This window comes from Glutamicibacter sp. AOP12-B1-11 (genome assembly GCF_052379245.1).
Lineage (GTDB): Bacteria > Actinomycetota > Actinomycetes > Actinomycetales > Micrococcaceae > Glutamicibacter.
On record NZ_JBQSYL010000017.1, the window covers coordinates 29,997 to 55,459 of the forward strand.

At 60.2% G+C, this 25,463-nt stretch carries 28 protein-coding genes and 1 pseudogene; 6 read left to right on the forward strand and 23 right to left on the reverse strand.

Features of this window, described 5'->3' with window-relative positions; translation table 11 throughout:
• The first annotated feature begins 144 nt into the window (after window positions 1–144).
• Complete coding sequence (locus ACT3UQ_RS11415) at window positions 145–1,692, forward strand: long-chain-fatty-acid--CoA ligase (RefSeq protein ID WP_444637132.1); 1,548 nt, start codon at window positions 145–147, stop codon at window positions 1,690–1,692.
• Between the two features lie 35 nt (window positions 1,693–1,727).
• Here the strand turns inward: ACT3UQ_RS11415 and ACT3UQ_RS11420 are convergent, their stop codons facing one another.
• Complete coding sequence (locus ACT3UQ_RS11420) at window positions 1,728–2,540, reverse strand: enoyl-CoA hydratase/isomerase family protein (protein WP_105552760.1); 813 nt, start codon at window positions 2,538–2,540, stop codon at window positions 1,728–1,730.
• 67 nt (window positions 2,541–2,607) lie between these two features.
• Here ACT3UQ_RS11420 and ACT3UQ_RS11425 point away from each other — a divergent pair, with 67 nt between their 5' ends.
• Window positions 2,608–3,108 carry a DUF456 domain-containing protein gene (locus tag ACT3UQ_RS11425; protein WP_096286305.1) on the forward strand — a complete coding sequence of 167 codons (501 nt, stop codon included), beginning with the start codon at window positions 2,608–2,610 and terminating at the stop codon, window positions 3,106–3,108.
• Here the strand turns inward: ACT3UQ_RS11425 and ACT3UQ_RS11430 are convergent.
• From ACT3UQ_RS11430 to ACT3UQ_RS11445, 4 genes are read right to left on the reverse strand one after another with little or no spacing between them, the layout of a single operon-like run.
• Entirely contained in the window at window positions 3,105–3,710 is a 606-nt protein-coding gene (locus ACT3UQ_RS11430) for a response regulator transcription factor (RefSeq protein WP_105552758.1), read from the reverse strand. The genes ACT3UQ_RS11425 and ACT3UQ_RS11430 overlap by 4 nt on opposite strands.
• Window positions 3,707–4,831, reverse strand: coding sequence for a sensor histidine kinase (locus ACT3UQ_RS11435; RefSeq protein ID WP_181148380.1), 1,125 nt, complete (start codon window positions 4,829–4,831; stop codon window positions 3,707–3,709). The genes ACT3UQ_RS11430 and ACT3UQ_RS11435 overlap by 4 nt, the downstream gene beginning before the upstream one ends.
• Window positions 4,828–5,583: an ABC transporter permease gene (locus ACT3UQ_RS11440; RefSeq protein WP_105552756.1), complete on the reverse strand. Its 756-nt coding sequence runs from the start codon at window positions 5,581–5,583 to the stop codon at window positions 4,828–4,830. The genes ACT3UQ_RS11435 and ACT3UQ_RS11440 overlap by 4 nt, the downstream gene beginning before the upstream one ends.
• Window positions 5,580–6,497, reverse strand: a complete 918-nt coding sequence (locus ACT3UQ_RS11445; protein WP_105552755.1) for an ABC transporter ATP-binding protein — start codon at window positions 6,495–6,497, stop codon at window positions 5,580–5,582. Before ACT3UQ_RS11445 ends, ACT3UQ_RS11440 begins: the two co-directional genes overlap by 4 nt.
• Window positions 6,498–6,869: 372 nt before the next feature.
• Between ACT3UQ_RS11445 and ACT3UQ_RS11450 the strand changes: the two genes are divergently transcribed.
• On the forward strand, window positions 6,870–7,565 hold the full coding sequence (locus ACT3UQ_RS11450; RefSeq protein WP_181148410.1) for a DedA family protein: 696 nt from the start codon (window positions 6,870–6,872) through the stop codon (window positions 7,563–7,565).
• On the opposite strand, the gene ACT3UQ_RS11455 is transcribed toward ACT3UQ_RS11450, so the two are convergent.
• From ACT3UQ_RS11455 to ACT3UQ_RS11485, 7 genes are all read right to left on the reverse strand, one after another.
• Entirely contained in the window at window positions 7,562–7,927 is a 366-nt protein-coding gene (locus tag ACT3UQ_RS11455) for a DUF2695 domain-containing protein (protein WP_181148362.1), read from the reverse strand. The two genes, ACT3UQ_RS11450 and ACT3UQ_RS11455, sit on opposite strands and share 4 nt — an antisense overlap.
• 103 nt (window positions 7,928–8,030) lie before the next feature.
• Complete coding sequence (locus ACT3UQ_RS11460) at window positions 8,031–9,218, reverse strand: pyridoxal phosphate-dependent aminotransferase (protein WP_105552753.1); 1,188 nt, start codon at window positions 9,216–9,218, stop codon at window positions 8,031–8,033.
• Window positions 9,215–9,703 (reverse strand): carboxymuconolactone decarboxylase family protein, encoded by a 489-nt coding sequence (locus tag ACT3UQ_RS11465; RefSeq protein ID WP_096286289.1) that lies wholly within the window; start codon window positions 9,701–9,703, stop codon window positions 9,215–9,217. Before ACT3UQ_RS11465 ends, ACT3UQ_RS11460 begins: the two co-directional genes overlap by 4 nt.
• Before the next feature lie 212 nt (window positions 9,704–9,915).
• A complete protein-coding gene (gene rlmN / locus ACT3UQ_RS11470) occupies window positions 9,916–11,211 on the reverse strand; it encodes a 23S rRNA (adenine(2503)-C(2))-methyltransferase RlmN (RefSeq protein WP_255248436.1) in 1,296 nt (431 codons plus the stop codon).
• A 114-nt stretch (window positions 11,212–11,325) separates the two neighbouring features.
• On the reverse strand, window positions 11,326–12,453 hold the full coding sequence (locus ACT3UQ_RS11475; RefSeq protein ID WP_444637133.1) for an FAD-dependent oxidoreductase: 1,128 nt from the start codon (window positions 12,451–12,453) through the stop codon (window positions 11,326–11,328).
• Window positions 12,446–13,159, reverse strand: coding sequence for a methyltransferase domain-containing protein (locus ACT3UQ_RS11480; protein ID WP_444637134.1), 714 nt, complete (start codon window positions 13,157–13,159; stop codon window positions 12,446–12,448). The genes ACT3UQ_RS11475 and ACT3UQ_RS11480 overlap by 8 nt, the downstream gene beginning before the upstream one ends.
• Entirely contained in the window at window positions 13,156–14,277 is a 1,122-nt protein-coding gene (locus ACT3UQ_RS11485) for a type III polyketide synthase (protein WP_105569560.1), read from the reverse strand. Before ACT3UQ_RS11485 ends, ACT3UQ_RS11480 begins: the two co-directional genes overlap by 4 nt.
• A 173-nt stretch (window positions 14,278–14,450) precedes the next feature.
• Between ACT3UQ_RS11485 and ACT3UQ_RS11490 the strand changes: the two are divergent.
• Window positions 14,451–14,993: pseudogene (locus tag ACT3UQ_RS11490) on the forward strand (GntR family transcriptional regulator); the annotation flags it as partial.
• Here ACT3UQ_RS11490 and ACT3UQ_RS11495 read toward each other — a convergent pair.
• From ACT3UQ_RS11495 to ACT3UQ_RS11510, 4 genes are read right to left on the reverse strand one after another with little or no spacing between them, the layout of a single operon-like run.
• Window positions 14,943–15,077, reverse strand: coding sequence for a hypothetical protein (locus ACT3UQ_RS11495; protein ID WP_258133888.1), 135 nt, complete (start codon window positions 15,075–15,077; stop codon window positions 14,943–14,945). The pseudogene ACT3UQ_RS11490 and the gene ACT3UQ_RS11495 sit on opposite strands and share 51 nt — an antisense overlap.
• 38 nt (window positions 15,078–15,115) lie before the next feature.
• Window positions 15,116–15,769 (reverse strand): GOLPH3/VPS74 family protein, encoded by a 654-nt coding sequence (locus ACT3UQ_RS11500; RefSeq protein WP_105552748.1) that lies wholly within the window; start codon window positions 15,767–15,769, stop codon window positions 15,116–15,118.
• Between the two features lie 9 nt (window positions 15,770–15,778).
• On the reverse strand, window positions 15,779–17,035 hold the full coding sequence (locus ACT3UQ_RS11505) for a hypothetical protein (RefSeq protein ID WP_105569559.1): 1,257 nt from the start codon (window positions 17,033–17,035) through the stop codon (window positions 15,779–15,781).
• A 43-nt stretch (window positions 17,036–17,078) separates the two neighbouring features.
• Window positions 17,079–17,822: a sulfite exporter TauE/SafE family protein gene (locus ACT3UQ_RS11510; protein ID WP_146112429.1), complete on the reverse strand. Its 744-nt coding sequence runs from the start codon at window positions 17,820–17,822 to the stop codon at window positions 17,079–17,081.
• A gap of 118 nt (window positions 17,823–17,940) precedes the next feature.
• Between ACT3UQ_RS11510 and ACT3UQ_RS11515 the strand changes: the two genes are divergently transcribed.
• Entirely contained in the window at window positions 17,941–19,116 is a 1,176-nt protein-coding gene (locus tag ACT3UQ_RS11515; RefSeq protein WP_105569557.1) for an FAD-dependent oxidoreductase, read from the forward strand.
• On the opposite strand, the gene ACT3UQ_RS11520 is transcribed toward ACT3UQ_RS11515, so the two are convergent.
• Together ACT3UQ_RS11520 and ACT3UQ_RS11525 are read right to left on the reverse strand one after the other, a co-directional pair.
• On the reverse strand, window positions 19,113–20,132 hold the full coding sequence (locus tag ACT3UQ_RS11520; RefSeq protein ID WP_181150502.1) for an agmatine deiminase family protein: 1,020 nt from the start codon (window positions 20,130–20,132) through the stop codon (window positions 19,113–19,115). The two genes, ACT3UQ_RS11515 and ACT3UQ_RS11520, sit on opposite strands and share 4 nt — an antisense overlap.
• Before the next feature lie 7 nt (window positions 20,133–20,139).
• A complete protein-coding gene (locus ACT3UQ_RS11525) occupies window positions 20,140–21,117 on the reverse strand; it encodes a nitrilase-related carbon-nitrogen hydrolase (protein ID WP_105552743.1) in 978 nt (325 codons plus the stop codon).
• A gap of 145 nt (window positions 21,118–21,262) precedes the next feature.
• On the opposite strand from ACT3UQ_RS11525, the gene ACT3UQ_RS11530 reads away from it, so the two are divergent.
• Window positions 21,263–21,868, forward strand: coding sequence for a TetR/AcrR family transcriptional regulator (locus ACT3UQ_RS11530; protein WP_105552742.1), 606 nt, complete (start codon window positions 21,263–21,265; stop codon window positions 21,866–21,868).
• A 34-nt stretch (window positions 21,869–21,902) separates the two neighbouring features.
• Here ACT3UQ_RS11530 and ACT3UQ_RS11535 read toward each other — a convergent pair whose 3' ends face one another.
• Genes ACT3UQ_RS11535 through ACT3UQ_RS11555 form a run of 5 tightly spaced genes read right to left on the reverse strand, consistent with a single transcriptional unit; the run spans window position 21,903 to window position 25,440 of the window.
• Window positions 21,903–23,126: a signal peptidase I gene (locus tag ACT3UQ_RS11535; RefSeq protein ID WP_146112428.1), complete on the reverse strand. Its 1,224-nt coding sequence runs from the start codon at window positions 23,124–23,126 to the stop codon at window positions 21,903–21,905.
• Window positions 23,041–23,616, reverse strand: a complete 576-nt coding sequence (locus ACT3UQ_RS11540; RefSeq protein WP_146112427.1) for a hypothetical protein — start codon at window positions 23,614–23,616, stop codon at window positions 23,041–23,043. The genes ACT3UQ_RS11535 and ACT3UQ_RS11540 overlap by 86 nt, the downstream gene beginning before the upstream one ends.
• Window positions 23,613–24,290 (reverse strand): hypothetical protein, encoded by a 678-nt coding sequence (locus ACT3UQ_RS11545; protein ID WP_444637135.1) that lies wholly within the window; start codon window positions 24,288–24,290, stop codon window positions 23,613–23,615. The genes ACT3UQ_RS11540 and ACT3UQ_RS11545 overlap by 4 nt, the downstream gene beginning before the upstream one ends.
• Window positions 24,287–24,946: a signal peptidase I gene (locus tag ACT3UQ_RS11550; RefSeq protein ID WP_444637136.1), complete on the reverse strand. Its 660-nt coding sequence runs from the start codon at window positions 24,944–24,946 to the stop codon at window positions 24,287–24,289. Before ACT3UQ_RS11550 ends, ACT3UQ_RS11545 begins: the two co-directional genes overlap by 4 nt.
• On the reverse strand, window positions 24,853–25,440 hold the full coding sequence (locus ACT3UQ_RS11555) for a SipW-dependent-type signal peptide-containing protein (protein ID WP_444637137.1): 588 nt from the start codon (window positions 25,438–25,440) through the stop codon (window positions 24,853–24,855). The genes ACT3UQ_RS11550 and ACT3UQ_RS11555 overlap by 94 nt, the downstream gene beginning before the upstream one ends.
• Window positions 25,441–25,463: the final 23 nt, after the last annotated feature.

The window sequence follows — 25,463 nt, forward strand, 5'->3', positions numbered from 1 at the left end:
CGACCAGCAGAGCTCAAGACCTCTCTAAGAAAGTGGAAAACGTAAAATGAAACGTAGTACCTTGATTTGACACGAAGTTCCACTAGGCTTGTAGAGTGATCCACCTCACTAAGTTTTAGCTGTTGATCCTAGGAGCCCTGCGTGATGCGTTCGAACTCAAACCTGACCATGTCGGTGGCGGCCATCTTGGCCGAAAGCGCCGCGCGCTATGGCGATCAGAACGCGATCACCATGAGCGGCCAAAGCACCACTTACAGCCAGCTTTGGGATGAGACCCGCGCCTATGCTGGAGCCTTGCGCGATCTCGGAATCCAACAGGAAGACCGCGTGGCGGTGCTCATTCCCAATGTCACCGACTTCGCCCGGGTGTACTACGCGATCCTTTCCTTGGGAGCTATTGCAGTGCCCATCCACGCGTTGCTGAAGAAGCAGGAGATCGCCTACGTACTCGAAGATTCCGCGGCCAAGCTGCTGATTTGTGCCGCTCCCCTGCTAGGCGAAGGCGCAGCTGGAGCCGAACTGGCCGGCGCCAAAGTCCTCAGCGTCTTGGCACCGCCGGAGTTGGAAACCGACCGCTTGGAAGACCGCGCGGCGAGCGCGGATCCCATCAGGACCTATGAGCCACAGCATCCGGAGAATATCGCCACGATCCTCTACACCTCCGGTACCACCGGCACGCCCAAGGGCGCCCTCGGCACCCATCTAGCGTTAATCGAACAGACCAGCACATTGTTGTTGGAAACCATCGATATGCGCCCCGGCGATAAGCTCTTCGGCGGCTTGCCGCTGTTCCATACCTTCGGCCAAACGGCCGTGCTCAACACCGGATTCCGCGCCGGTGCCGAACTCGTATTGCTTCCGAAATTCACCGCGAAAGATGCCCTGGACCTAGTCTTGGACCAGGAAATCGACTTGTTCTTTGGCGTCCCCACCATGTACGTCGCACTGTTGGAAGCCGGCAAGCAACGCAGCGATAAACCAACCAAGCTACGCTATGCGGTCTCCGGCGGTGCGTCGCTGCCGGTAGCGGTCCTGAACGCCTTCGAGGCGCGTTTCGGAGCTCGAATCCATGAGGCGTACGGACTGACCGAAACCTCACCGGCCGCCACCTTCAACCATTTGGGGCGCGAGCCTCGCCCCGGAACTATCGGCACCCCCATCTGGGGAGTCGAAGTGGAAATCGCCGACCCTGCCTATCCGAACGAAATCCGTTTGCTTCCCCGCGGAGAGCTGGGAGAGCTGGTGATCCGCGGACACAACCTGTTCTCCGGATATCTCAACCGCCCGGATGCGACCGCCGAGGCCGTCGTGGATGGGTGGTTCCGCACCGGAGACCTAGGCACGAAAGATGCAGAAGACTATCTGCGCATCATGGACCGCACCAAGGATATGGTGCTGCGCAACGGGTACAACGTATACCCACGCGAGGTGGAGGAAGTGCTGGTCAGCCATCCGGAGATCTCCAACGCGGCCGTGTACGGCATTCCACATGCAAAGCACGGACAGGAAGTCGCGGCCTCGATCACGCTGGAACCCGGGTCGACCCTGAACCCGGAAAGTATCGGCCAATGGGTCAGCGAACAGATCGCTGCCTACAAGTACCCAAGGCACATTGAGATCGTGAAAGAATTCCCGCTCGGCCCCAGCGGGAAGATTCTCAAACGCGAGCTGGTAGCCAAGCACAGCGGCTAGCTACGGGCGCACGCTTCCAGCAGCGAGTTGCGCCGCTAGTTGGTCCCCTCGAAGCGCCAGTTGAATTCTGGGCGGCGTTTGGCGGCAAAAGCCGCTCGGCCTTCCTTGAGATCCGCGCTGTGCGCGTTGTCCCTCCACAGCTCCTCCCAGTAGGCATCAAGCAATGGATCCGGTTTTCCTTCACCGGTCAGTGAGATGGCTTCCTTGGTGTGCTGAATCGAAAAGTTCGAATTGGCTGACATTTGGAAGATCAGGGTCGCCGCCTCGCCTTCCAGTTTTTCTTCTGGGACAACCCGGGTAAACAAGCCCCAATCGGAGGCTTCCTGCATGCTGATTCCGGCGCCGCTGAACAGCAGGTATTTTGCGCGGCTCCGGCCTACCGTTTGCACCAGGCGTTCGATGCCAGGCCGGGGAAACACCAACCCCACCTTGGCCGGGGTAATAGCCAGACGGGTATTGTCCGCCGCCAGTTGGACGTCGCAAGCGGCCGCCAGCTGCCATGCCCCTCCGAAGCAATTGCCGCGCACCACCGCGATGGTCGGTTTGGGGCAACTGGTAATCGCATGGTCCACCAGATCAAAGTGGTTAACCAGTCCGTCTCCGCTGGGCTTGTCAAAGAGCACCAGATTCATTTGATCGATGGCGATGCCGGCACTGAAGTTCGTTCCGGCCCCGGTCACCACGATGGCAGCGACCTCGGGATTTGCAGAGAGCCCTGCAAACGCGCCGACGAGTTGCAGACACATGTCTTTGGTCAGCGCGTTGTGCTGCTTCGAATTATCCAGGCTCACCGTGGCTACGTTGTTGCTGATCTCGACACCGATGCGGCCCTGCTGTTGCTGACTCATCAAACACCTCAAAAATCCTGCACGCGCCCAAAAGTTATTCTCAAGCTCACCGTGCCACACTAAGGGTGTGGATGCACAGATTATTTACACCATTATTGCCGGATTACTGCTGATCGTTTCTGCCTTGGGAACCATCATTCCGGTACTTCCCGGCTCCTTGCTCACTATTTTGACGCTTCTCGGATGGGGCTGGCTACTGGGATCCGGCGCTTCCTGGTGGGCGGCGGGGCTCGGCATGCTGATCGCCGCCTTAGGCTGGTCGGCGTCCGCGGTACTGACCGGACGCAAGCTCAAACAGCATCAGATCCCCAAAGGATCGATCTTCTGGGGGTTGCTCGGTGCGATCGCCGGCGCCATCCTCATTCCGGTGGTGGGCCTGTTCCTCGGCTTCGCGGTGGGGCTATTCCTCGGCGAGGCCGCTCGTCACCGCAAGTTCGGTGGCGCCTTGGCCTCTTCCTGGGCGACTTTGAAGGCCATGGGCATCGGAATCATTGTAGAGTTCGGCTGCGTCCTGCTGGCCACATCCATCTGGGTCATCGGCCTGATCACGCACTTCGCAACCCGCTAGATCCAACCGCGTTCCTGGGCAATGCGTGCGGCCTCGATCCGATTCGACCCGTCGGTCTTGCCGATCGCATTCGACAGGTGGTTGCGCACGGTACCGACCGACAGATGTATTTCCTGGGCAATCCTGGAGACCGGGCTCCCGGCCGCCGCGAGCCCCAGGACCTCGCGTTCCCGATCGGTCAGCGGGTTGCTCGCGGATTCAACCGACAGCATGGCAAGCTGCGGGTCGATGACCTTGCCTCCGGCCTGCACCCGGCGCACCGCGTCGGCTAATTCGGCGGGCGAGGCGTCCTTGACAAGGAAGCCATGGGCTCCGACCTCGAATGCCTGCCTGAAATATCCCGGACGGTCGAAGGTGGTCACGATCAGCACCTTGACCTGCGGATGCTTCGCGCGAACCAGGCCGGCGGCCGTGAGTCCATCCATGCGCGGCATCTGTACATCGAGCAGCACCACGTCCGGGGCGTGCGCGGCCACCGCGTCCAGCACCTCGTCCCCGTCGGAGCATTCGGCAACCACTTCAAGGTCGCGTTCCATGTTCAGCAGCGCCACCAGCGCACCGCGGACCAGGTGCTGGTCATCGGCAATCAACACCTTGATCATGAATGTACTCCTGTGGTTCCGAAGTCGATTCGAATGCTGGTTCCGCCGAGCTTCGACTCCCCCACTGTACAGCTGGCTCCGAAAAGCCGGGCTCGTTCACGCATGCCGCGTAGCCCATGGCCTTCCTTGGCATTCTGCAGGCCATCTCCGTCATCATCGATACTGAGCATTTGCTCCGAGAGGCTAACCCAGACCCCGCTGGCGTGCGCATGGCGCAACACATTGGTCAGCGATTCCCGCACGATCCACGAAACGTGCGAACGCAGTTCGTGCGGGATGGCTTCCGCCCGGCCCACGACGTTAAATTCGATGCCGCTGTCGGCGCACACGCACGCCAAGGCCTGAAGTTCCCCTTCGAGATCGGCCCGGGCCATTCCATGCACGGTGGTGCGCACCGAATCGAGCGCCATGAGCGCCAGCTCGCTGAGCTGTTCAACCTCGCTTCGAGCTTTCTGGACTTCGCCTTCGTCCAGCAGCCGCAGGGCCAGCTGCGCCTTGAGGTTCAGCGCGGTCAGCGAATGGCCTACCCCGTCATGCACGTCGCGAGCCATTCGTTCTTGCTCGCTAAGGACCAGGAATTCATCCTTGATCATGTCTGCCGCTACGGCCCTGCGGATCGTCCCGGAGGTGACGAAGTAAATGACCATGAGCATCACGTTCAACCCGGTGAGGAAGAGCTGTTGCAAGAACACTCCGTAAGCCAACGGAAGGCCGAAGCTCAGGATCAGTGCCACCGCGTAGGTCACGTACATGACCTTGCGCTTGAGCAGAAAAGCCGAATATGAGGTCAGAAAGGGCAGCAACCCCAACGCGCCATCGTGCAGGATCGGAATACTTGCAAACATGATCGCTGCCATGGTGCCGAAATAGGCATAGGCCTCGAAAGAGCTGCTGCCGCCGTGGCCCACCGTCCAGGAGAACCGTCCGTAGCCGCGAAGGTAAGCGGCCGCGTACACGAGAATCAGGCTCAGTCCAATGACCCGCAGTGCCACCGGGAAGTCCTCCTGGAGCAGGGTGAGCGTCGGGTAGATGAGGAAAATAATCCACACTCCCGAAACCCACCAGCCAAATCTGCTCCAGAACCGGTCTACATCGGCCTGTGCCTGACTACGTTCGGTCACTGTCGTGCCCGTGCCTTTCGCGTTGCGATCAGGGCGAAGATTGCGAAAAACGCTGCCCATAGCACCACATTAGTCACTGGGATCCACAATGCATCGGGAGCGAACCCGGTTTCTGCTGGAACATCTTGCAGTTGCAGGAAACGTACCAGCGCGACATACCCGTACATCGGGGTAAAACGGGCGATATCCAGCATCATGCCGCTCAGCGGCATGAACACGTTGCCGAAGAAGGCGAAGAACACCATCAGCCCCGAGGCCAGGCCCAGCGCGGATTCGGATTTGAAGAGCATGCCAACGCCGATGCCGTAGCAAGCGAACATCAGCGAACCGACCATCGTGATGCCGAAGGCGGCGATCCACAGCCACCATTCGGTGGTGGTGGCGCCCGTTGCGGCACCCAGTGCGTAGACCAGGGCTGCGGAGATTGCCGCGATGGTGGTCGCCACGAACATCTTCGAGGAGACGAAGGTTGCCGGCGACATTCTTGTCAAGGCGATCTGCCGCCCCCAGCCCTGCATGGATTCGGTAGCAACGGTGCCGGCGATGGCAACCGTCGAGATCGCGGCCCCGTAGGCTGCCATGGACGCCATGATGTAGAACTTCACGTTTCCCAGTCCGAGGACCTCCTCGCCGTAGCTGGGGATATTGCCGAAGAGCAGGTACATTGCCGAAGGCATCAGCAGGGAGAAGAACAGGTTGTAGCCATCTCGAATGTGTCGGGTGAACTCGACACCGACATATGTGGGATTCATGATGCGTCCTCCGTCAACTGAACAAAAGCGTCTTCGAGGCTTGGCGCGGAGATCTCCAGATCATAGGCGCCATACCGAGTCAGAAGTTCACGTGCCAGCCCGTCCGAGTCCTGGCAGCGAAAGGTCACCCGCATCCCTGACCGCTCTTCGATCTCGGGCTTGGCTTCTTCGCTCATGAGCTGGTCGATGCTTCGCGCGTCCGGCATGGTCGCGACTACCTTGCGTCCGGAGATCATCTGCCGTAATTGCTCTGTTGCGCCGTCTGCGACCACCGTGCCGCGGCTGATCAGCACGGTGCGTTCGGCGAAGTTTTGTGCCTCTTCGAGGTAGTGGGTTGCGAAGATGATGGTTCGCCCGTCGATGGCTTCGTTGCGCATGGTGTTCCAAAATTCGCGGCGAGCCATCACATCCATCCCCGCAGTGGGCTCATCCAGGATCAACACATCTGGGTTGGGCAGGAGCGCGAGAGCGAATTTGATTCGTTGCTGTTCACCACCGGAGCATTTGCCGACGCGGCGCTTGGCGATCGGGGTTAGTCCGGTTCGTTCCATGACTTCGTCGATTCGTCCATGAACTTGGTGCATGGACGCGATGACCTTGATCGTTTCGTAGACGGTCATATCTCGAAGCAGTCCGCCGGTTTGCAAAACTGCGGAGACCCGGCCGCTGGACACCGCCTTGTGCGGGTCCAGGCCAAGTACCTGGGCAGTTCCTGCGGTTGGCGCGGTCAGCCCGAGGATCATGTCCACGGTGGTGGTCTTCCCTGCACCGTTCGGCCCCAGCAGGGCGACGATTTGTCCGGTGTGAATGGTTAGATCGATGCCTTTAACGGCTTCGACCTTGGTACGGGGTGTCGTGAAAGTCTTGTGAAGCCCCGTCAGCGTGACAGCGTCGGTTCGGTTCAGCGTTTTCATACTCACTATTTTTCTAAATTTCCGGTGCTGTGCACAGAGTAGAAAGTCACGTCCCGCCCATGACGGTTGTCATGGGTCATGCTCGCCCGCCTGACCTCGGACGAATGAGGTGGCGCCTCGGTAGACATTGCCCCGCCCGGTGCCAGCATAGGGACGAGCTGGCTGTGATCTTGCCGATAAGCTCTGGCGCTGTGCCGCCACACTCCACCTGTGCGCCAGCTAGCGCAAAGGTTCGGTAAGCACCTGTCAGGATGTAATTTCGGCGTTTCTCCACGCACTTTCGGTCTGTGATCTGCATTAACGTGCAGGGAAACTCCCAGTGATTTCCCGTAGTCTTTTACCGTGCTAGATCTTTCTCCTTTCCTCTCGCTTATGACCGAGTTCGGGACACCAACCATGGGAGCCGCGTTTCTCCCCGACTGGTTGAACCCCAACGTCTTCCTCCGCGACCCAGCCTTAGGCCCATGGGTCATGCTGCTGGTGTGCGGCATCGTCTTTGCCGAGACCGGATTGCTTGTCGGGTTCTTCCTGCCAGGGGATTCAATGCTCTTCACCGTGGGGCTGTTGATTGCTTCGGGAACTCTGGATATCTCGCTGTGGCTTTTTGCCCTCGCGATCTTCGTTTGCGCCTTCGCCGGAGACCAAACGGGCTACATCATAGGTAAGAAATCTGGCCCCGCGATCTTCAAAAAGCCCGATTCTCGTTTCTTTTCCCAGGCGAACGTGGAACGTGCGCACGAATTCTTCGAGAGATTCGGTGGACGCGCGGTCATCCTTGCACGCTTCGTCCCGGTGGTTCGTACCTTCGTGCCGGTGATTGCCGGCGTCGCCAAAATGAACCACAAGACCTTCGTTTTCTACAATCTTGTCGGCGCGCTGCTCTGGGGTGTCGGCGTAACCTTGCTGGGTTACTGGTTGGGCCAGATTAGCTGGATCGAAGAGAACGTAGACATCATCTTCATCTTGATCGTGCTGATTTCGGTCATCCCGATCTTCGTGGAACTTCTCAAGGCCCGTATGGCGTCCAAGAAGAAGGCAGCGAATCGGTCTGACGCAATCGACGACTAAGAGCTTTTAGCACCCCGGCTGCGGAATTGTCCGCCAGCCCATTGCACGCCGCGGCGTATCAACCACTGCTCGCAGGGTTGAATACAGCCGCGGCGTACCCCTTTGCAGACCAAATCGGCCCCGTGGTCCATGGCTCTGACCGCCTCGGTGGTAGCCGGCCGCAGTGCGTTCATGAGAACCTCGCAATCGCAGTATCCGCCCAGCAGCTTGATCTTGCGTTCCAGCGCGGTGGCTCGGGGTGCCGCATGGTCTCGGTAATATTTGAGCATGCGAAGCGAACCTTCGCAGGGGACGTCCTCGGCTACCCGATAGAGGTAGCAGGCAAGGCATTCGTGTTCAACGGGTAGCGGAAGATCGCGCATGGTGGACTCCAAGCTGGGCGGCGGACATTGATTCATCCCAGCTTCGGGCCTGCTTGTTCAACGCGTTGCCCCGCAACGGCGAACTGTGTATAAACTCCCTTTGCTAAATATTCCTTTTCAGGAATGCATCGATTCGATCCAGCGCTTCGGCGACACGATGGTAGCCCGCAGCGAAAGAAAGCCGAATATAGAGATGCCCCGCAAATGGGTCAAAGTCCCCGCCGGGGGTGAGCGCCACATGGGTTTCTTCCAAGACCGCGGCACAGAACCCAGAGGCCGAACCAAACTTTTCGAGCACCGCCGGGCGCAGTTTTCCGTAGAGATAGAACGCGCCATCGGCAGGGGCCGCCTGGGAGATGCCAAGCTTTTCCATGCTGCGGAGCACCAACTCACGGGTGCGCGCAAATTCGGCTACCCGGCTCTCGGCTTCGTCCAGACTCGCTGGTTCGAAGGCCGCCAGGACGGCGCGTTGCGCGGGCGCCGGCGCACAAAGGGCAAGGTTGGAAGCTAGGCCATCCACCACGGCGAGCATATCGTCGGGGACGATCATCCAGCCCAAACGCCAGCCGGTCATTCCCCAGTATTTGGAAAAAGACGAGACGACGATGCTGGTCTGGGAGTATTCCCAAGAGGTATGGCCCCTGCGTTCGGGAACAAACTCGATTCCGTGATAGATCTCGTCACTGATCAGCCGCACCCCATTGGCCTCGCACCAGCAGGCAAGGCGTTCAAGCTCCGCGGCGCTGAACATGGTGCCGGTGGGGTTATTCGGCGAAGCTATCACCAGCCCGTCGAGGCGTCCGTGTTGCGCCTTCGCCGCCTCGAGAAGTTCCACCGTCGGCTGGAAACGCTGCTCGGGTCCGGTGGGCAGGTCAACAACTTGCAGCCCAAGGGCTTGCAGAATATTTGCGTAGGCCGGGTACCCAGGGCGCGCCAATGCGACGATATCTCCCTGATCAAAGGCCGCCAAGAACGCGAGCTGGAATGCGCCCGAGGAACCTGCAGTCATGACGAAGTTCCTCGCGGGAATCTCTATCCCGTAGGTCAGGCGGTAGTGCTCGGCTAGCGCCTGCCTTGTTGCGGCTAAGCCAGTGGTTGAGGTGTACCCGAAATCCGCATGTTCGGCGTGGAGCTTCGAAGCCAATTCATTAACCGCGGCCGGTGCCCCGCCACCGGGTTCGCCGACGCAGAGCGAGATCACATCATGTCCGGCGGTGCGCATGGTGGCCACCGAATCAACAATCTGCATTACTTCAAAGGGCGGCACCTGTCCGCGAGCAGATACCTTCACTGGGCGTTCTCCGCTCCAAGCGCCCGTTCCTTGACCGGGTGGCGGGACAGGATGGAAATTCTATTAAAAGCGTTCATCGAAATCGCGATCCACTGGATCGCGGCAACCTGTTCATCGGTAAGCAGCAGTCGTGCCGAAGCTACGGCGGCGATGCGTTCCTCCGGGCAGGGCAGATCCGTGGCAGCCTCGGCGATGGCAAGGGCCGCGCATTCGAGCTCGTCAAACTGTCCGCCGCATTCATCCCATGTGCTGAGCAAGACGATGCGCTGCATGCGCTCTCCGGCTTCCAGCGCCTTGCGCGTGTGCATGTCGAGGCAGTAGGCGCAGCCGTTGATCTGCGAGACCCGAAGGTTGATCAGTTCGGCTGTCCGGTCGCTGATGCCGGCTGCCCGGTAGGTCTTGGCAAGCTGGTTGGAGAACTTCCCCATGGAGTTCCACAACTCGGGATTGGTCTTGTCTAAAAAGAGTGGGTCTGAAACGGCCATATCTGAACCCTACCGGTTTGGCCGCGGTTGCTCTTGCTGAGTCGGCGCCTGTGTCTTGGCGGCTGCCGGTGTTCGCGGAGCCCGCCCCGACCGGCGAACCCAGAAATAGCGTCTCCGGACAGGCCGCGCGCCAGATTGCCGGCACCCCTAAACGCGAAAAGGGCCCTTGCTCCACGTGTTTCACGTGAAGCAAAGGCCCTAGTCACAGATGTTTAGTCTTCGTCGGCTGCGAGCTGCCCGCAGGCGCCGTCGATTTCTTTGCCGCGCGTATCGCGCAGCGTGGTGGGTACGCCGAGGCTGTCCAGGCGGCGCACGAACTTGCTGGTGATGTCCTTCTCGCTGCGGGTCCAGATGGAGCCCGGTACCGGATTTAATGGAATCGGATTCACATGGACCCAGCCGCGACCGCGGGCGTTGAGCTTCTTCGCCAGCAGCTCGGCACGCCACTCATGGTCGTTCATGTCCTTGATCAGCGCGTACTCGATGGAGACGCGGCGTCCGGTCTTCACATAGTAGTCAAACGCGGCGTCCAGCGCCTCGTCGACCTTCCAGCGTGAGTTCACCGGGATCAGCTCATCGCGAAGCTCATCGTCCGGGGCATGCAGCGACAGCGCGAAGGTGACCGGCACATTCTCTTCGGTCAGCTTGCGGATGGCAGGCACCAGACCCACGGTGGAAATGGTGATGCCGCGGGCGCTCATGCCCAGGCCTTCGGGGGCGTCGGCAACCATGCGGTGCACCGCGTTCATCACGCGCTTGTAGTTCGCCAGCGGCTCGCCCATGCCCATGAACACGATGTTGCCCACGCGTTCGTCCGGATGCTTCTGGCCACCGAGGCCGCCTTCGGCGATCACCCGGTTCGCCTGGACAATCTGGTCCAGGATTTCCGCGGTGGACATGTTGCGGGTCAGCCCCGCCTGTCCGGTGGCGCAGAATGGGCAGTTCATGCCGCAGCCGCACTGCGAAGAGATGCATAGGGTGATGCGGCCCGGGTAGCGCATGAGCACGGACTCGACCAGCGAACCGTCGAACAGGCGCCAGAGGAACTTGATGGTCTTGCCGTCATCGGTGGTCAGTCGCTTGACCTCGGTGAGCAGCTTCGGGAACATGGCCTCGGCCAGTTCCGCACGGCGCTCCTTGGGAAGATCGCTCATCTTCTCCGGGTCGGTGGTGTAGTGCGTGAAGTAGTGCGTCGAAAGCTGCTTGGCGCGGAAGGCGGGAAGGCCTAGTTCCTTCAGCTTCGCTTGGCGTTCGGCAAGGCTCAGGTCCGCCAGGTGCGTTGGCGGCTGGGCGACGCGGCGCTTGGTGGCGAACTGCAGTTCTGGACGGCCATCGGCGCCCATCTCCTGTTTCCATCCTTCGGCCGTTGGCACGACCTGGGCGCGGCCCTCGGCCTCGGCTCGGGACTTGGAGATGCGCAGCTGCTGGGCGCGCTGGGCAGCGGCCTGCTCGGTGCGCAGGGCCTTGCGTTCAACGGCGGAAAGTGTGGTGGAGTCGCTGGAAGTCATTACTACCTATTGTTTCACGTATCCACTGGAAGTTGGCGGTGAGTTTGGGCACGCATGGTGCTTGCTGCTCCGGAGCCCTCCCCAAGAAGAGAATCAGCGGCACCCTCCCGCGCATCAGCTACTTCGCGGAACTCCACGTGCGGTCATCGTAAAGCTGCGGGCGGCACCGTCATGGATTCGTTGGCTCGATGCCAGGCGTGAAATCAGGACATCGCGTGCCGGGGCCAGCCATCGCGGCAAGGGCCGGCCCAGCATCATATTCAGCTGCGCACGCGATCCCGCCTTGCGCGCGGCCTGCAATCGGGTTTCGGAGAAACCGGCCAGGGATGCGTGGGAAGCCAACCGAGCTGCCAGCTCCAGCGCGTCGGCAAATCCCAAGCTGAGCCCCTGTCCCCCAATGGGACTGATCTGGTGCGCGGCATCCCCGAGCATGACCACCCGCCCATGGACCATCGAGGCAACCTGCCGGTTGGCGGTAGTGAAGCGGCTGTGCATGGTGCAGCTCGCGGCGTCGAGCACAAAACCCACCCGATGGCAGAGCGCATCAACCACCTCGGCGGCCGAGCCGCCGCGGTCCTGGCCGTCCACACGCACTACCCAGCGCCGCAAAGAACCCGGCAAGGGGAAAGATTCCACAATCCCCGCCGGGTGCAAAAACAAGGCGGCGGTATGGGGCAGCTGCGTGGTATCCGGAAAATCTCCCATCAGGTAGGTGTCGGGCAGCTCTTTCCCGGCGAAAGGAACTCCTAGGCTCCTGCGCACCGAAGAGTTCACTCCATCGGCCGCGACCAGCCATCGGGCACGGTGCGCGGTGCCGCCGGCGGTGAATTCCACCCCGTCCGGCGACTGTTCCAGAAGGCCGGAGAACTCGGCCCCGGAGACCAGTGCCCCCGGGGCAAGCTCTGCCAGGCGTTCGCGCAGCAGCGACTCGGTGACCTGCTGGGGCAATGACAAGACGAAGGGGTAGTCCCCGCCGATCACCGCGAAATCCATGGTGCCGATGATGCGGCCCGCGGACATTCCGATGCCGCGGCGGATCGGCACTCCGCTTTCCTGCGCCCGCGGGCCGAGCCCCGCCAGTTCAAGGATCCGCTGGGCCGGTGGGTGCAGGCCGATCGCCCGTGAATGCCCGGCTAGTTCGGTGCTCTTCTCGTACACCGTGGTCTTCTGCCCGTGTTGGGCCAGCAGGATCGCCAGGGTCAGTCCCACCGGTCCGGCTCCGATGATCGCTACCTCATCCACTGCCGGCGGCCTTCCAGAGCAGCACATTCCGGTAAGTCCGTTGTGCCTGAACCTCCCAGCCTGGCCTGGCCCGGTGACGCAGTTCCGCCGACGTATAGCTGCGCCGGATGGAGACCAGCCCGTCGCGGCGGATCAGCGAGGTACCGGCCAGCGGCAGCGTAGCCGTGCCGAACAACAGCAACGCCGCTCGGGCGCGGCGAATATCGCTATGCAGGCCGATCCCGGTGCACAGCGATTCGGTGTCCACCTGCAGCTGCTGCAATTCGCGCGCTTCCAGGTGATGCAGCAGGTGATTCGAGAGCACCACGTCGAACTGCTCCCCAGCAGCGGCGAGCAGCGCACTGGTAGTCTCACGGAATTGCACCACGCCCTCCGGTAGCGCCGCCCGGCGCATAGCCTGCCGGGCATAGTCGATGGCGCGCGGATCCGGATCTATGCCGAGGATCTGAGTTGAAAGCCCATCGGCGAGCGCCCAGCGGGCCAGATTCATTGCGAGGTCACCGCCTCCGCAGCCCACATCCAGAATTCTTGTTTCGGGCCGGCGGCGCAGCAACGGGCGGATGAACCGCACATAGTTTCCGCGCCATCCGGCGACAACCCGATTTACCAGCGGAAACTGCGCGTAGGTCCGGCGTAGCAACTTAGGGTCGCAGTCCGGTCGATCCATTTCCTCTGCGACTCCAATGCTGCGCCGCAGACTCGTCATTCAGCCTCCCCGTGCAGGGTGAACAGCCCGGTTTCCACGGTCAGTCCGGGACCGAAGGCCATGGCGCAGACTCGTTCGCCCGAGTTGGCTTGCCGATCATCCATGATTTCCTTGAGCACGAATAGGACCGTCGCACTGGACATATTTCCGTATTCGGCCAAGACCTTGCGGGCAGGTGCTAATTGGGTATCGCTGAGTTCGAGGCGATTCTGGACGCGGTCCAGGATCGCTCGTCCGCCGGGATGAATCCCCCAATGCTTGATCTGGGCAAAGCTTGTCTCCGGGATGGAAGCCTTCGCGAAGAGCGGTTCCAAGGCGCCGCTGATATGCTCATCAATGATGTGCGGAACATAGGTCCCGAGCACCATCTCAAATCCTTCATCCCCGATATTCCACGCCATGGCCTCTTCGCCGACCGGGGTGAGCACCGTTTCAAAGGCGTCCATGCTCAACCCGCTGTCGCCGCGTGCGGTGACGATTGCCGCCGCGGCTCCGTCGGCAAAGAGCGCAGAACCCATGATGGTGTCCGGGTCGTTCGAGCTGTGCACATGCAGGGTGCACAGCTCCGCGCAGGCCACCAGCACCGTCGCCTGCGGATCCGCGAGGCAAAAGTCCTTAGCCGCACGCAGTGCAGGGAAAGCCGCATAACAGCCCATGAACCCCAGATGGTGCCGCACCGTATTGGGCTTCAGGCCCAGCGCGCGCACAATCTGGTAATCCGGTCCTGGGTTGTAAAAACCGGTGCAGGAGACGGTAATGACGTGGGTGATGTCCGCGGGCGTCAGATCCGGGCAGTCATCCAGGGCTTTCTGCGCGGCTCCGATAAAGAGGGCCGGGGCATGGGCCACATACTCGCGGTTGCGGGTGGCGGTGCTCGGGGAATGCAGCAGTTGTGTGCTTGCGTCGTAGAACAACGGGTTCGCCGGAGGGTGCTTGGCATCGAAGTCTTTGACGCAGCTGTAGCGGGTGTTGATTGCCGAGGAATCGAAGGAGGTAGCGATCAGCCGCTGACCCAAACGGGACAACCCAGGTTGCAGCGCAAAGACATCACGAACTTCGTCCTGGCGAAGGAGCGTTTCTGGTACGGCGGTCTGGATAGTACGCAGCATCACTGGCATGAGCCGAGCCTAGGCCCACCGCCACGCTACGTAAAGGGTGCAGCGAAACACAGGGGGAACACGAAGAAGCGAAATCGCTCAATACTCTGAGTAGCCAGACATAATCTGATTATCTTGGATTTTGCGCTCAAGGTTTCGCCAATAAGAAAGAGGCCAGCGGGGCAAAGGCATCTATGCATTCGCTCGAAGGAATTCGCCGTACGATTCTGGACGGATTCTGGTCTCCTGGAGATCGCTTGCAGCCCACCACGTTAGCCGAGCAATTCAGCACCAGCACCACCGTCATTCGCGAGTCCTTGACTCGTTTAGCCGGTGAATACCTTGTTGCCATCCGCACCAATCGCGGATTTTTCGTTCCAGATCTGAACCTTGGAGAATTGGCAGATATTACCGAGCTCCGCTGTGCCACCGAGGCGCTCGCGGCACGGCTGGCCGTGGAGCGTGGAACCGTAGGTTGGGAATCCGGGCTCATCGCCGCGCACCATAAACTTTCGCGAACCCCACGCCGTCTACCCGAAGAACCGGATCGCGTGAACCCGCTCTGGTCGGTTGCGCACCGCGAATTTCATCATCAGCTTTTGGCTCCCTGCGAGTGCCAACCGAGGCTGAAACCCTCCACCGACTTGGCGAATTTCACGGAGCTCTATCGCCGGTGGGCCGCACCGTCACAAGCGGCGGTGGCGCGCGATGTTGAGCAGGAGCACGCAGATATTCTCGATGAGGCCCTGGCCCGCGATGCGCAGCAGCTCGGCGTGCTGCTGCGCAAGCACTTCCAAGCCACCGTGGACGTCGTGATGCAAGCCGGTTTGGTCGAGCAGCCCGCATGGCTACCGGCTTCTCAGCGAGAGCCCGGAAGGATGGTGGTCGTGGCGACCGCGCTGTTCATCGTTGCCACCGCTTTGCGTACCGCGTCCCCAGCACGGGAGTCCGTGGCGACTTCCTTGATCCGTTGCTTGGCCTCTGCAGTGTTCAGCGGTTCGATCTCCTCGGCTAGGACATCAGGCACCACGCCCATGCCTTGCAAGATGGATAGCAGCGTTGCCTCGTGGGTTTCGGCCTCCCGTTGCCCCTGGAGCACCGACCGCAGCCCGAAACGGAATTGGCGTTCCAACTGCCCGTTCAGTACCTTCACATTCCCCTTGCCCAGACCAAAGAAGCTGCGTTCTCCGTGTTCCACGAGTCCTTGCTTGGCTAAAGAATCTGTTACCAAGCGAATATTGCACAGTCGGTTGATCGCAACGGCCGAATCCAGGGTTGTGCCGTCTTTGCCTTCGAGCCTGTCCAGGGAATGCGCCAATACCGGGTCCCCGATTGGCCCCGCCCCGATGATTGTGATGCGCGGATTCGTGTCTTCGGTCAAGCCCACTCGTCCGCCCAGAATCAGGTCGGCAATGACCGCCGCGTTCATCCCGTACCCATAAGAGCTCATCACCGTCTCGGGGCGGCCGTCATCCTTGGTCAGTAGCAAATACAGCTTCTCGGAGATCAACATATTTCAAGGCTATCGACTCTGGAAACCTGCGTCCTCACCATTACGACGGATTTCGCCGTGGTTGAAATGCGGATCGATATTTGAGGCTGCCGGATCTTGCGCACCGGCCAACTGTTCACGCTGCGCACGTCTGCGCGCACGTTTTTCCTTGCGAAGTTGCTGTTTCTTGTCGTGGATCAGTGCCGAAGTTGTACGGATGAACACCGAGATCCAGGTGAAGAGAATTGCGACCACGGCAAGTTCAAATCCGGTGAGGTTGTAGTAGTTCCATTCCTGCCATAGCAAGAAGGACAGCCATAGGGCTCCTAGTGCCGTCAGCGACATCAAATGGAAAACCACCGGATACCCCGGAAGAAGCACGGTAGTCCCCATCAGGAGCAGCATCATCCCGGCCGCCGCCAAACGGACAAAAGTAGCGTGTACCTCGGGTGCAACATTCACCGGAACTATCCCGATCAAAATAACGCCAACGGCCACCGCCAACAGGCACCAGCGGACAACGCCGGGACGCGGACGCAGATACTTTGCAATCCGGTATTTCTCCAAGCTCGGGCGACACCTATAGGTCCGTGCGAGCTTTGCAAGATCTCTGGTCATAAATTCGGTAAAGGCCATCAGCACGAGCCCGGAGACCACCAACGTGGTATTGAATGTCCAGAAGGAACCAATCCCCGCGTCATAGGTGCCGAGGGAAGAGAACATCGACTGCCACCAGCCTCGGTCCTCGGCGAGCAGCATGCTGATGACGACACCCGAGGCCATGAAGATACCCAGAACCACCGACAGAGTTTCGGCATTTGTCCGAGCCGTGGCAACCAAGCACAGATAGGCGCTTACCCCTGTCGCGCCACTGACAAGCAAGGACCCGGCAAGCATATCCACACGCAGTCCGAAAAACGCCTGCTGCATCAGGTGGAAAGCCACCATCAAGATCATCACCGAGCTTGCTGCATGAACCAATACCAGCCCAATCAGGGTGACTGCCTGACGCCACCTGGGGATCCGTGCGAGCCACGGCTCGCGCGATAGCAGCAACCGCCGAAAGGCCACCGCACTTGCCAGGGCTGCTGCGATCGCTCCGGTTGAAGCTGCGACGGCACCTACCGATAGCCCACCGGCGAGGGCCGGACGATTACCTGCGAACAGGATGAGTCCGACTATTAATCCTAGGATTGAACAGATAAAGCCTGCCCACAATGCCTGCCGTTCAATGTCTAGTTCTGTGGCCGGTTTGCCATGGTTCTGAATGCTCTCATCGGTCCGCACGGTACCAATTATCTCACTGATAGACTTTTTAGCCAGTTTCTGCCTACGCCAGTGCCTGGGTTAGCCCGTTGACCATCAGCGTCACGGCCCCGGCAAACGCGACGAGAATAACGAACAAGCGGCTAAACCTCTCCGGAATTTTAGGAGCGAGGAAGTTGCCCAGCAGTATTCCCCCAACCATCGCCACGAGACAGCTCACCCACTGCGTCCAATGAAGTTCAGGAGCTCCGCCCTTGGCCAGCAAAGAAGCGACGGCCAGCACAAAGAAATACAGTTGCACCGAAATGGCGAATTTCGCCTGCGGCCATCGGCTGGCCACCGCGTACCCCGCAATGGCCGGACCTGATACTCCGGCGGTAACAGACATGAATCCGGAAACGGCGCCGGCCCCGATTGCCAACCCCTTGCTTTGCGCGGTACGAAGGTTGCGCACCAGGAAGCTCGAACCCAGGGCAAGGATGACCATCAGGGCAATCCCAACGGTGAGCCATGGGCCGCCTAAACGCGAGGCAACCCAGGCGCCGGGAAGAGTCATGACGACCGCAGGAACGAGCATCAGCAAGATCTTCTTATACTCAACGTCCCTGAATACCTGAAGCAGAATCAACAAGCTGCTGCAGGCTCCGAGGAAGTTGACCACCATGACCCCGTGGTGCGGCCCGAGAACCATCACCAGAAATGGTGAAGCAACCAGCGCGAATCCCATGCCGGAGATTCGTTGTGTAGAAGCCCCCACAAAAACGGCCGCGGACAATCCGAGCAATGCGCCGAGTTGTAGCGTATCCAATAGTTGTTGCCTTCCAGTTCCTGCGCCGAACGCAGTCGCGCCCTATTGCTTTACGTTAGTGCACCCGAGCACGACCGCAGAATACGAATTCCGCGCTGCCTCGTTCTACGCTTGTCTAGTGAGTATCGACGTTGACTACCTGATCATTGGCGGCGGAGCGATGGGCTCGGCCGCCGCCCACTCATTAGCTGCACGCGGCCGCGAAGTGCTCTTGCTCGAGCAGTACGCGCCGGGCCATCTGCACGGTGCCTCGCATGGGGCGACCCGCAACTTCAATCCGGCCTACGCGGAAACTCCCTACGTGCGGTTGCTGCAACGCGCGAACCACCTGTGGGATGAGATTGCCCAGGCCGGTGGCACCGAGCTGCTAAACCGCACCGGGTTGGTGAACCACGGCGATCCAGCCGGGCAACGCCAGATCCAGCGCAGTCTTGGCGCGGCCGGATTCGACTGCGTGACGCTGAGCATTGCCGAAGCCGAAGAACGTTTTGCCGGGATGAAATTTGAGACCGAAGCTCTGTATATTCCCGCAGGTGGTCAGATTAATGCCGATCTTGCCGTTTCGACACTGCAACGTCTGGCGTTGAACTCCGGGGCCACGATTCACCACACTCGGCGTGTGTCGTCCCTGCAAGTGATCTCCGAGGAACTTGTCAGCATCCAGCTGGAGGACCCTGCGGGGAGCTCAACCCTGCGCGCACGCCATGTCATCGTGACCGCCGGGGCATGGACCCGGTCGCTCCTTGGGGAAGCAATCAGCCTTCCACGGATCCATGTCACCGAAGAGCACCCGGTTCATTTCACGCAAACCCCGCTTCCGGTACGGTGGCCCGGGTTCAACCACTCGCTGGACCCCGCCCGCGATACCGGCTCCCCGGTCTACGGTCCGATTTATGGAATGCACACCCCCGGCGAGGGAATCAAGGTCGGCTGGCACGGCTCGGGCCGCATAGTTGACCCGGATGCCCGTCCGCATGAACTCGTGGACGAACAAATTCGGGCGTTGCAGGCATATGCCGCACGCTGGCTACCTGGTGTGGACCCCGAACGTTTTGAGACGGTCTCCTGCACCTACTCCAATACCGAGGACGAGGACTTCATTTTGGATCGCTTCGGACCGATCACCGTGGGCGCCGGATTTAGCGGACATGGGTTTAAGTTTGTGCCCGCCATCGGCGAGCATCTGGCCGATCTGGCCACCGGAGCCTGCAGCACCGAGCCGACTTTCGCCGCAAACCGCAAAATCACGCGCCCCGTATTTCTGGAGCGGCGCCATCAGGTCGGACTGGACTAACCCTTGCGTTTAGCCCCCGGCAGCTGTTGAGTGATGCAGTGGATTCCGCCACCGCGCGCAAAGAGCTCCCGGGCATCGACTCCCACCACTTCCCGCCCAGGATAGGCCTCCGCCAATACCTGCAGGGCCTGGGCATCCATCGGATCGCCAAAGGTGCAGGCGATGACTCCGGCGTTGGTGACTAGATGGTTGATGTAGGAGTAATCAACCCATCCCTCGGTATCCGTGAGCACCGTCGGGGCCGGCACCGCAATGAGCGTGAGCTTGCGCCCCTTGGCGTCAACTGCAGACTCAAGCTGCTGGCGCACCTGCTGGGAGACCGCAAAATCTGGGTGCTCGCGGTTCTGCTGGTCGTGGAAAAGCACCACTCCGGGCGCGGCGAAACATGCCACGATATCCACGTGTCCACGGGTTCCGAATTCTTCGTTGTCACGGGTCAACCCGCGCTCTAGCCAGATGGTCTGCGTGGCACCGAGTAGCCGGGAAAATTCCACTTCAATATCGGCTTCCGTTGCCCCCGGATTGCGTCCCGGGTCCAACTGGACGCTGCGGGTAGCCAAAACGGTGCCCTCCCCATCCACGTGAATGCCGCCGCCTTCATTGGTGATCAGCGCTCGCAGCACCTTGGTTTCGGTCAAGGCAGCAATTTCGCTCGCGATCTTGCTGTCCTTTCCCCAGTTTGCCCATGCCTGGGCGCCCCAACCGTTGAAATTCCAGTTCACCGCAAAGAGTTCACCCGCGGCATCACGTACGAAGGTTGGACCGATGTCGCGCATCCAGGCATCATCCAACGCGCGTACCGCGAAGTCCACGGATTCCCCGAGATGGCGGCCGGCATCGGCAAGTGCGCCTGGATCAACGATCATCGTCACCGGGGTAAACCGGGCAACCGCGCGGGCCACGTTGGACCATGCCGTACGAGCGGCTTCCGCCTCCGCCTCGCTCTGCCCCAAGGTGTATCCTCCGCTTGGAAAAGCCATGAAGATCCGCTCATGGGCTGCAGTTTCGGCGGGCATGAAGTAGTTAGGCACGAGTCTGCTCTTCTTCCCCGAGTCCGCTCTCAACGCGCGCTTCGGTCAGGGCTGCGTAGGTTTCCGGGCGGCGTGTGCGCAGGAATGGGAAGAGCGTCAGCCAGTCCCGGCGGGCATCCAGGTCCAGGCTCGCGACCAGCACCGCTGATTCATCGCGCGGGGCGCGGACCAGAATCCGGCCATACGGGTCGGAGATGAAGGAGGAACCGTAGAAGGTCAGCGCTCCTTCGTCGCCCCAGCGGTTAGGGACGACCATGAAAAGACCGTTGGCAATGCCATTGCCGAGAATGGTTTGGCGCCACAGCGGTTCGGTATCAAAATCCGGGTGATCCGGTTCAGACCCGATGGCCGTAGGATAGGCCAGCAGGTCGGCCCCGGCCAACGAGTAGATGCGCGGTGGTTCGCTGAACCACTCATCCCAGCAAGTGGGCAGTCCCATGGCCAGATCTTCCAGGCCCGGGATGCGGTGCACCGGATAGGGCTCCTCGTTGGGGCCTTCGCGGAAGTATTTATCCTCGTAGTATCCGGCGGTACGCGGAATATGCAGCTTATTCGTGGTCGCCACCAGTTCGCCCTCCGGCGACACGACAATCGCGGTGTTCAGCCCCAGGCCATCGTGCGAAGGCGCCTTGCGATACAAGGAGATATGCACGTTGATCTGGTGCTTGGCGGCCATCTGCGCGGCGAAGGTAAAAGTTGGACCGGTCAGCAGCTCTTCTGCAGACGCATCGGCGGCAGCCGTATCCGGGACTTCGAATGCCGGGTATTTGCTCAGCGTCAGTTCCGGCAGGAATACGATTTGTGCGCCATGGTTCGCCGCTCGCCGGATCCCATCTTCAAGCTCCGCTTCCAGGGCTTGGCGATCTTCATGCCAGCGATGCTGCACTAGGGCGACGGTGATGTCACCACGTACTTTTTCTCCGGCACGCGCCGGAGAGACCGGTGGATTCAGGGCGAGGACTTCTTGCATTTTAGGTCACCTCAGGATGTTTAACGAATGCTATTCGTTTTCAGGTTAGACCTAAGTCATATCCAAAATCAAGGAGTTTAACGAATGATTTTCGTTTAATCTGTGTATGCTCTAGTCAAAGAGTCTCGAAGCAAAGGAAGCCCGCATGGCTAGGCCGTCGAAACCAAAGCTCAGCGCAACTGCGATTGCCGACGCCGCGCTCAAACTTGTCGACGCACATGGCGAGTTCACCCTGCCGCAACTGGCCAAAGCACTCTCGGTGACTGCATCTTCGCTCTACAACCACGTAGATGGCAAGGCCGAGATCATTGAACTGATGCGCGGGCGCGCGATGTCCGAAATTCAACTACCCGATCTGGACCGGGTTGATTGGCAGGAGGCAGTTCGGCAGATCGCCACGGAGTATTGGGCCTCCTACGCCAAGCACCCAAAATTGATTCCGCTCTTCACAAGCCACACGGTCCGCGACCAAACGACGCTGCGAGTCTATGAAGCGCTGGCTGAAGCGTTTGCCATGGCTGGATTTGCACCCAAGGAACGCCTGCAAGCGATCACCATCATTGATTCGTTTGTCCTGGGCTCCGCGTTGGATGCCGCCGCGCCCAAGGAAGTCTGGCTAGTGAGCAGCGAAGCATCTACCGCATTTAGCGACGCCTTGGACGCCGGCTTGAATGTAGAAGGCAGGCCGGCGACGGCCTTCTCTGCCGGATTGAAAATCGTGCTATCCGGGTTTGAGCGAAAGTTCTTGTAGTTCTCCGATTTCCCATGGGTGGCGTTTGGGCGGACTACGCGCACGAGAAATCGTTGATCAGCAAAATTCCCGGCCGGTATCGAATTGTCGTTTTCGGCGCCGTAGCCACCGGCGAGGACCATCCGATGTTGCTGCCCATTTCGGTGACCGCAGCTCCATCAGTTGTTGTCACGACGAGCACCTTGGCTTCAAATGTCTGGGCAGCACCGAGGATTGCTCCGAGCAGACTCAGCCCGGCGCTAAACCTCACCGAAGTAGTGCCAGCGTTGACGTTTAGAAAACGAACATCACCGGAATTGAACTGCACCCGAACCGCATATTTAGCACCACCAGGCATAGCCGGCGCGGGCCAGGACACGTCAGCACTGGTAGCGGCGCCCAGCACGCCGCCAACCGTCGTGCAGGTCAGGGCGCCGGGGATTGCTGGCAGGCTGGCGGCAACGGGCGATGACGTAGACGTCGCATTGCCCGCGAAGGCGGCCTGAGTCATTTCGATCTTCGGTGTGCCGACAATCAGCGTGCTGACGAGCAGAAGAGCACCAAGGCCCGCGATCCCACGTATCGATTTGCGTTTCGACCATCTGTGAGCCGACCCGGTTGCGTCTTCGACCGAGGCTTGCATCTCGGACGCGTTCTTTCTTGCTTCACTCGTATTGCCAGGATCACTTCCACGATCGTTGGTGCTTCTAACGAAGGCTATGTAGAGCAGATAGGCACAGAGCAGTCCCCCGAGAAAAAATGCCCAAGGCTGGCTGAGCCAAGAAACGGCATAGCCCAATACAGGAATGCTGAGAAGAAGCTTATCGACGGTGCTCGCGTGGTACATTTCGAGATCTGGGATGGGGTTGGAATCTCCCTTGAGCACCAGACCGGCATCTGAGTTCTCGACGACCCGATGCGTTATGCGTTGATTTTCGCTATTTATCACCGAGACAATTTCGTCCTGGTTGATCTCGTGGATAGCAGTGGGCACTGCGATCCCTAAGGAACCCGTCGGAATCGACGGCTCCATGGAGCCGGAGGCAAAAATCAAGGGCTTTAGACCAAAAATCATGGTTGCGACCGTCATGATCAGGCATAGGGAACCCAGTGCCGCCCCTACGTTCAATACGATCCGCTGGAATGCTGAGAGGCCCGTGCCCCGATTTCTTTTGGACTTATGATTCCCCATGCTAGGAACCAACCGTTGAGGTGAAGGCCAGGCCAATGCTTGTCGTTGCGCCCTGCAGGGAGTTGGCAGCTGTTGTCGGCAATGCATATTGGATGCAAAGCGACTCTGAGGCACCAGATTCCAAGGTACGTGGAGTCGATGAGCCGGTGAACTGCGCACCGGCGCTCTTGGAGACTATGGTCGTTCCACCTGAACACGTGACGTTGGTGCCGCTGCCGCTGATGGTTGCGCCAATCTTGACGGAGATGTTCAGCCCCGCGCCCAGGGTGGAAGCACCTGATTCGGTGATCTTTCCCTGAACCGTATACGGAGCCGATATGGTTCCCGTATTTTTCACAACCACCGTGGATGCCGCGCTGGTGCCCGGATACAAATTACTGCCGGTAATAGGCATCTGATAGGTAGTTGCGTTCGCTGCACCTGCCGTTGCGCCGACTCCAAGGGCGACAGTAGCGGAACTGATATTGGAGGTCGCGGTGGCGGTGCCGGTCCACGCAGCCAACGTGGAGACCGCGCCAAATCCCACGAGAATTCCCATGGACAGGATCGCCTTGATACGCATAGATCGGGTGCTCATCGTTTGCCATCATCCCTTATTGCTTCAGTTCGTTTCTGTCTCCACGAGAGCATGACGGCCGCACAGCCTGCGGCCAATGCACCGATTCCCAATACTGCTAACCCTCCGCTGAACCCCGTATCGCCAAGCTGATCCCGCTGATCCGGCGTATTCTTTTCGGGAGAAGCTTCTGGGGGCGCGTCGGTTTCTCGTGGTGGTTGCGACGGTTCGGGCTCCGGCGTCTTGCCTTTGCCGGTTTCGACCGCGTTGATCTGCACCTGCAGAGAACGCTCTTCCTGATCTTGCGACCCGTTCGTCGCGGTCCCCGGCATCCCCATGCGCAGTCCCACTTTGACCGCTTCCGCCGGTTCCAGCCGGAAGCGTGACAAGCCGATTGTCTCGAAATAGATTTGCGTGTGAGCTGCTGGATCCTTGGGTTGCACGCTAACTTCTATCTCCAGGCCGCGGTCGTTTCGAATCCACAGTGCGCCAATGACTTCATCGCCCGGCACCAGGACGGGCTCCCCGCCGAACAGCGGCGGTGGGGCCTGTGAAAAATTCCTGCCATCACTGCTATAGCTCAAGCCACCGGTAATGTCTTGATCGCCCCGGGCATGGACGGGGGCGGCACTCAGACATGCGATGAGGGCTGCCGTCGAGGCTTTCAAAAGGACCGGGTGAAGACGAATAGTCATGTCCGTTCCTTTCGTTGATTCTCGCGCCAAGCTCCGGCGAACATGATCATCGAGTAGGCCAGCAGGCCCCCTGCGGCAGCCCAGGTCAGCCAAGTGCGCTGCTGGCCGGAAATGGCCGAATTGATGAAACCGAGCAATGGCATCGAGTACCAGAGCTTGCCCCTGATCTGCTCTGGCCTTACCGGATCGTCATCGGTGTTGTTTGCATCCCCGCGCAGGGTGAACTGGGTTTCCCCCGACAAGGTCGAGCTAACGGCGGCGACCCGGTGGGTCACCACCTCAGGCTCTCCGGACTTCAGCTGGTAGGTCACCACATCGCCAATCCGGATCTCTTCCGTATCTGCAGGCCGCACTACGATTAACGACCCAGGAGGGAACTCTGGCCGCATGGAACCTGTCAGCACGGTATAGGCTGTGGCACCGCCGAGTTTTGGGATTACGATCATGACGGCGATCAAAGCCAGCACAACGAAGAGGGCAAACCAAGAGGCAAGTTGTCCGCTCCACCAAAACAGGCCAGTCTTTTCACGTTCTTTTCTGAGCTCCGCTCGTGTTTGCACGGTCATCGCTGCTGCCCGACAAAGCCCAGCCTGAGTTCCAGCTTCCCGCCGGCTGCTGTCTGGGACGCGCCAGCAGGAAGCGAGACTCGCACGCATAGGGTTTCTTCGCCCCCAGCGCTTTCGGCCGGCAACGGTCTGGGCGCTGCAAACTCCGCAGCATCCCCTAGCGACCCTGCATAGAGTTGCTCGCCAGAGAGCGGCTGCCCAGCTTCGCAAGCGGAGGCAGGCATACCGGCATGAATGCGCAACTGGCTTGCTTCGGACAAGGCAATATCAGCGGCAGTGGGTGAAGTTGCCGCGTTGACCGCTCCGTCCAACTGATAGCCCAGATCGCTGGTGCCGCCATTGCTGATCACCAGTGGCGCCTGCGTGAATTGCCCCGGAACAAGATTCTCGCTGCTGAGCCTGGTGAACTGGTGATGCTGCGTACCGTTTACCCCATCACCGGCAAGCAACTGCAAGGATCCGGTCTGCAGCGTTCCGGGATCCACACTGCTTTCTGCGCGCCACGAAGCGACCGTGCCTTGGGCGCCGAGTCCGAGCACCAAAAGCACGGCCGCTATCAACGCAAACTTCAGAGGCTTGGGCATATAGGGGCTATCCCGCGTTCGTT

Coding starts and splice junctions, on each gene's coding strand:
- ACT3UQ_RS11440 (WP_105552756.1), bottom strand. CDS start 5,583: ATGAATCCCACATATGTCGGTGTCGAGTTCACCCGACACATTCGAGAT.
- ACT3UQ_RS11465 (WP_096286289.1), bottom strand. CDS start 9,703: ATGGCCGTTTCAGACCCACTCTTTTTAGACAAGACCAATCCCGAGTTG.
- ACT3UQ_RS11485 (WP_105569560.1), bottom strand. CDS start 14,277: ATGCCAGTGATGCTGCGTACTATCCAGACCGCCGTACCAGAAACGCTC.
- ACT3UQ_RS11535 (WP_146112428.1), bottom strand. CDS start 23,126: ATGCATTGCCGACAACAGCTGCCAACTCCCTGCAGGGCGCAACGACAA.
- rlmN (WP_255248436.1), bottom strand. CDS start 11,211: ATGACTTCCAGCGACTCCACCACACTTTCCGCCGTTGAACGCAAGGCC.
- ACT3UQ_RS11545 (WP_444637135.1), bottom strand. CDS start 24,290: ATGACTATTCGTCTTCACCCGGTCCTTTTGAAAGCCTCGACGGCAGCC.
- ACT3UQ_RS11555 (WP_444637137.1), bottom strand. CDS start 25,440: ATGCCCAAGCCTCTGAAGTTTGCGTTGATAGCGGCCGTGCTTTTGGTG.
- ACT3UQ_RS11530 (WP_105552742.1), top strand. CDS start 21,263: ATGGCTAGGCCGTCGAAACCAAAGCTCAGCGCAACTGCGATTGCCGAC.
- ACT3UQ_RS11550 (WP_444637136.1), bottom strand. CDS start 24,946: ATGCGTGCGAGTCTCGCTTCCTGCTGGCGCGTCCCAGACAGCAGCCGG.
- ACT3UQ_RS11455 (WP_181148362.1), bottom strand. CDS start 7,927: ATGCGCGATCTTCCGCTACCCGTTGAACACGAATGCCTTGCCTGCTAC.
- ACT3UQ_RS11520 (WP_181150502.1), bottom strand. CDS start 20,132: ATGCCCGCCGAAACTGCAGCCCATGAGCGGATCTTCATGGCTTTTCCA.
- ACT3UQ_RS11450 (WP_181148410.1), top strand. CDS start 6,870: ATGACCGAGTTCGGGACACCAACCATGGGAGCCGCGTTTCTCCCCGAC.
- ACT3UQ_RS11540 (WP_146112427.1), bottom strand. CDS start 23,616: ATGAGCACCCGATCTATGCGTATCAAGGCGATCCTGTCCATGGGAATT.
- ACT3UQ_RS11480 (WP_444637134.1), bottom strand. CDS start 13,159: ATGACGAGTCTGCGGCGCAGCATTGGAGTCGCAGAGGAAATGGATCGA.
- ACT3UQ_RS11500 (WP_105552748.1), bottom strand. CDS start 15,769: ATGTTGATCTCCGAGAAGCTGTATTTGCTACTGACCAAGGATGACGGC.
- ACT3UQ_RS11430 (WP_105552758.1), bottom strand. CDS start 3,710: ATGATCAAGGTGTTGATTGCCGATGACCAGCACCTGGTCCGCGGTGCG.
- ACT3UQ_RS11420 (WP_105552760.1), bottom strand. CDS start 2,540: ATGAGTCAGCAACAGCAGGGCCGCATCGGTGTCGAGATCAGCAACAAC.
- ACT3UQ_RS11525 (WP_105552743.1), bottom strand. CDS start 21,117: ATGCAAGAAGTCCTCGCCCTGAATCCACCGGTCTCTCCGGCGCGTGCC.
- ACT3UQ_RS11415 (WP_444637132.1), top strand. CDS start 145: ATGCGTTCGAACTCAAACCTGACCATGTCGGTGGCGGCCATCTTGGCC.
- ACT3UQ_RS11445 (WP_105552755.1), bottom strand. CDS start 6,497: ATGAAAACGCTGAACCGAACCGACGCTGTCACGCTGACGGGGCTTCAC.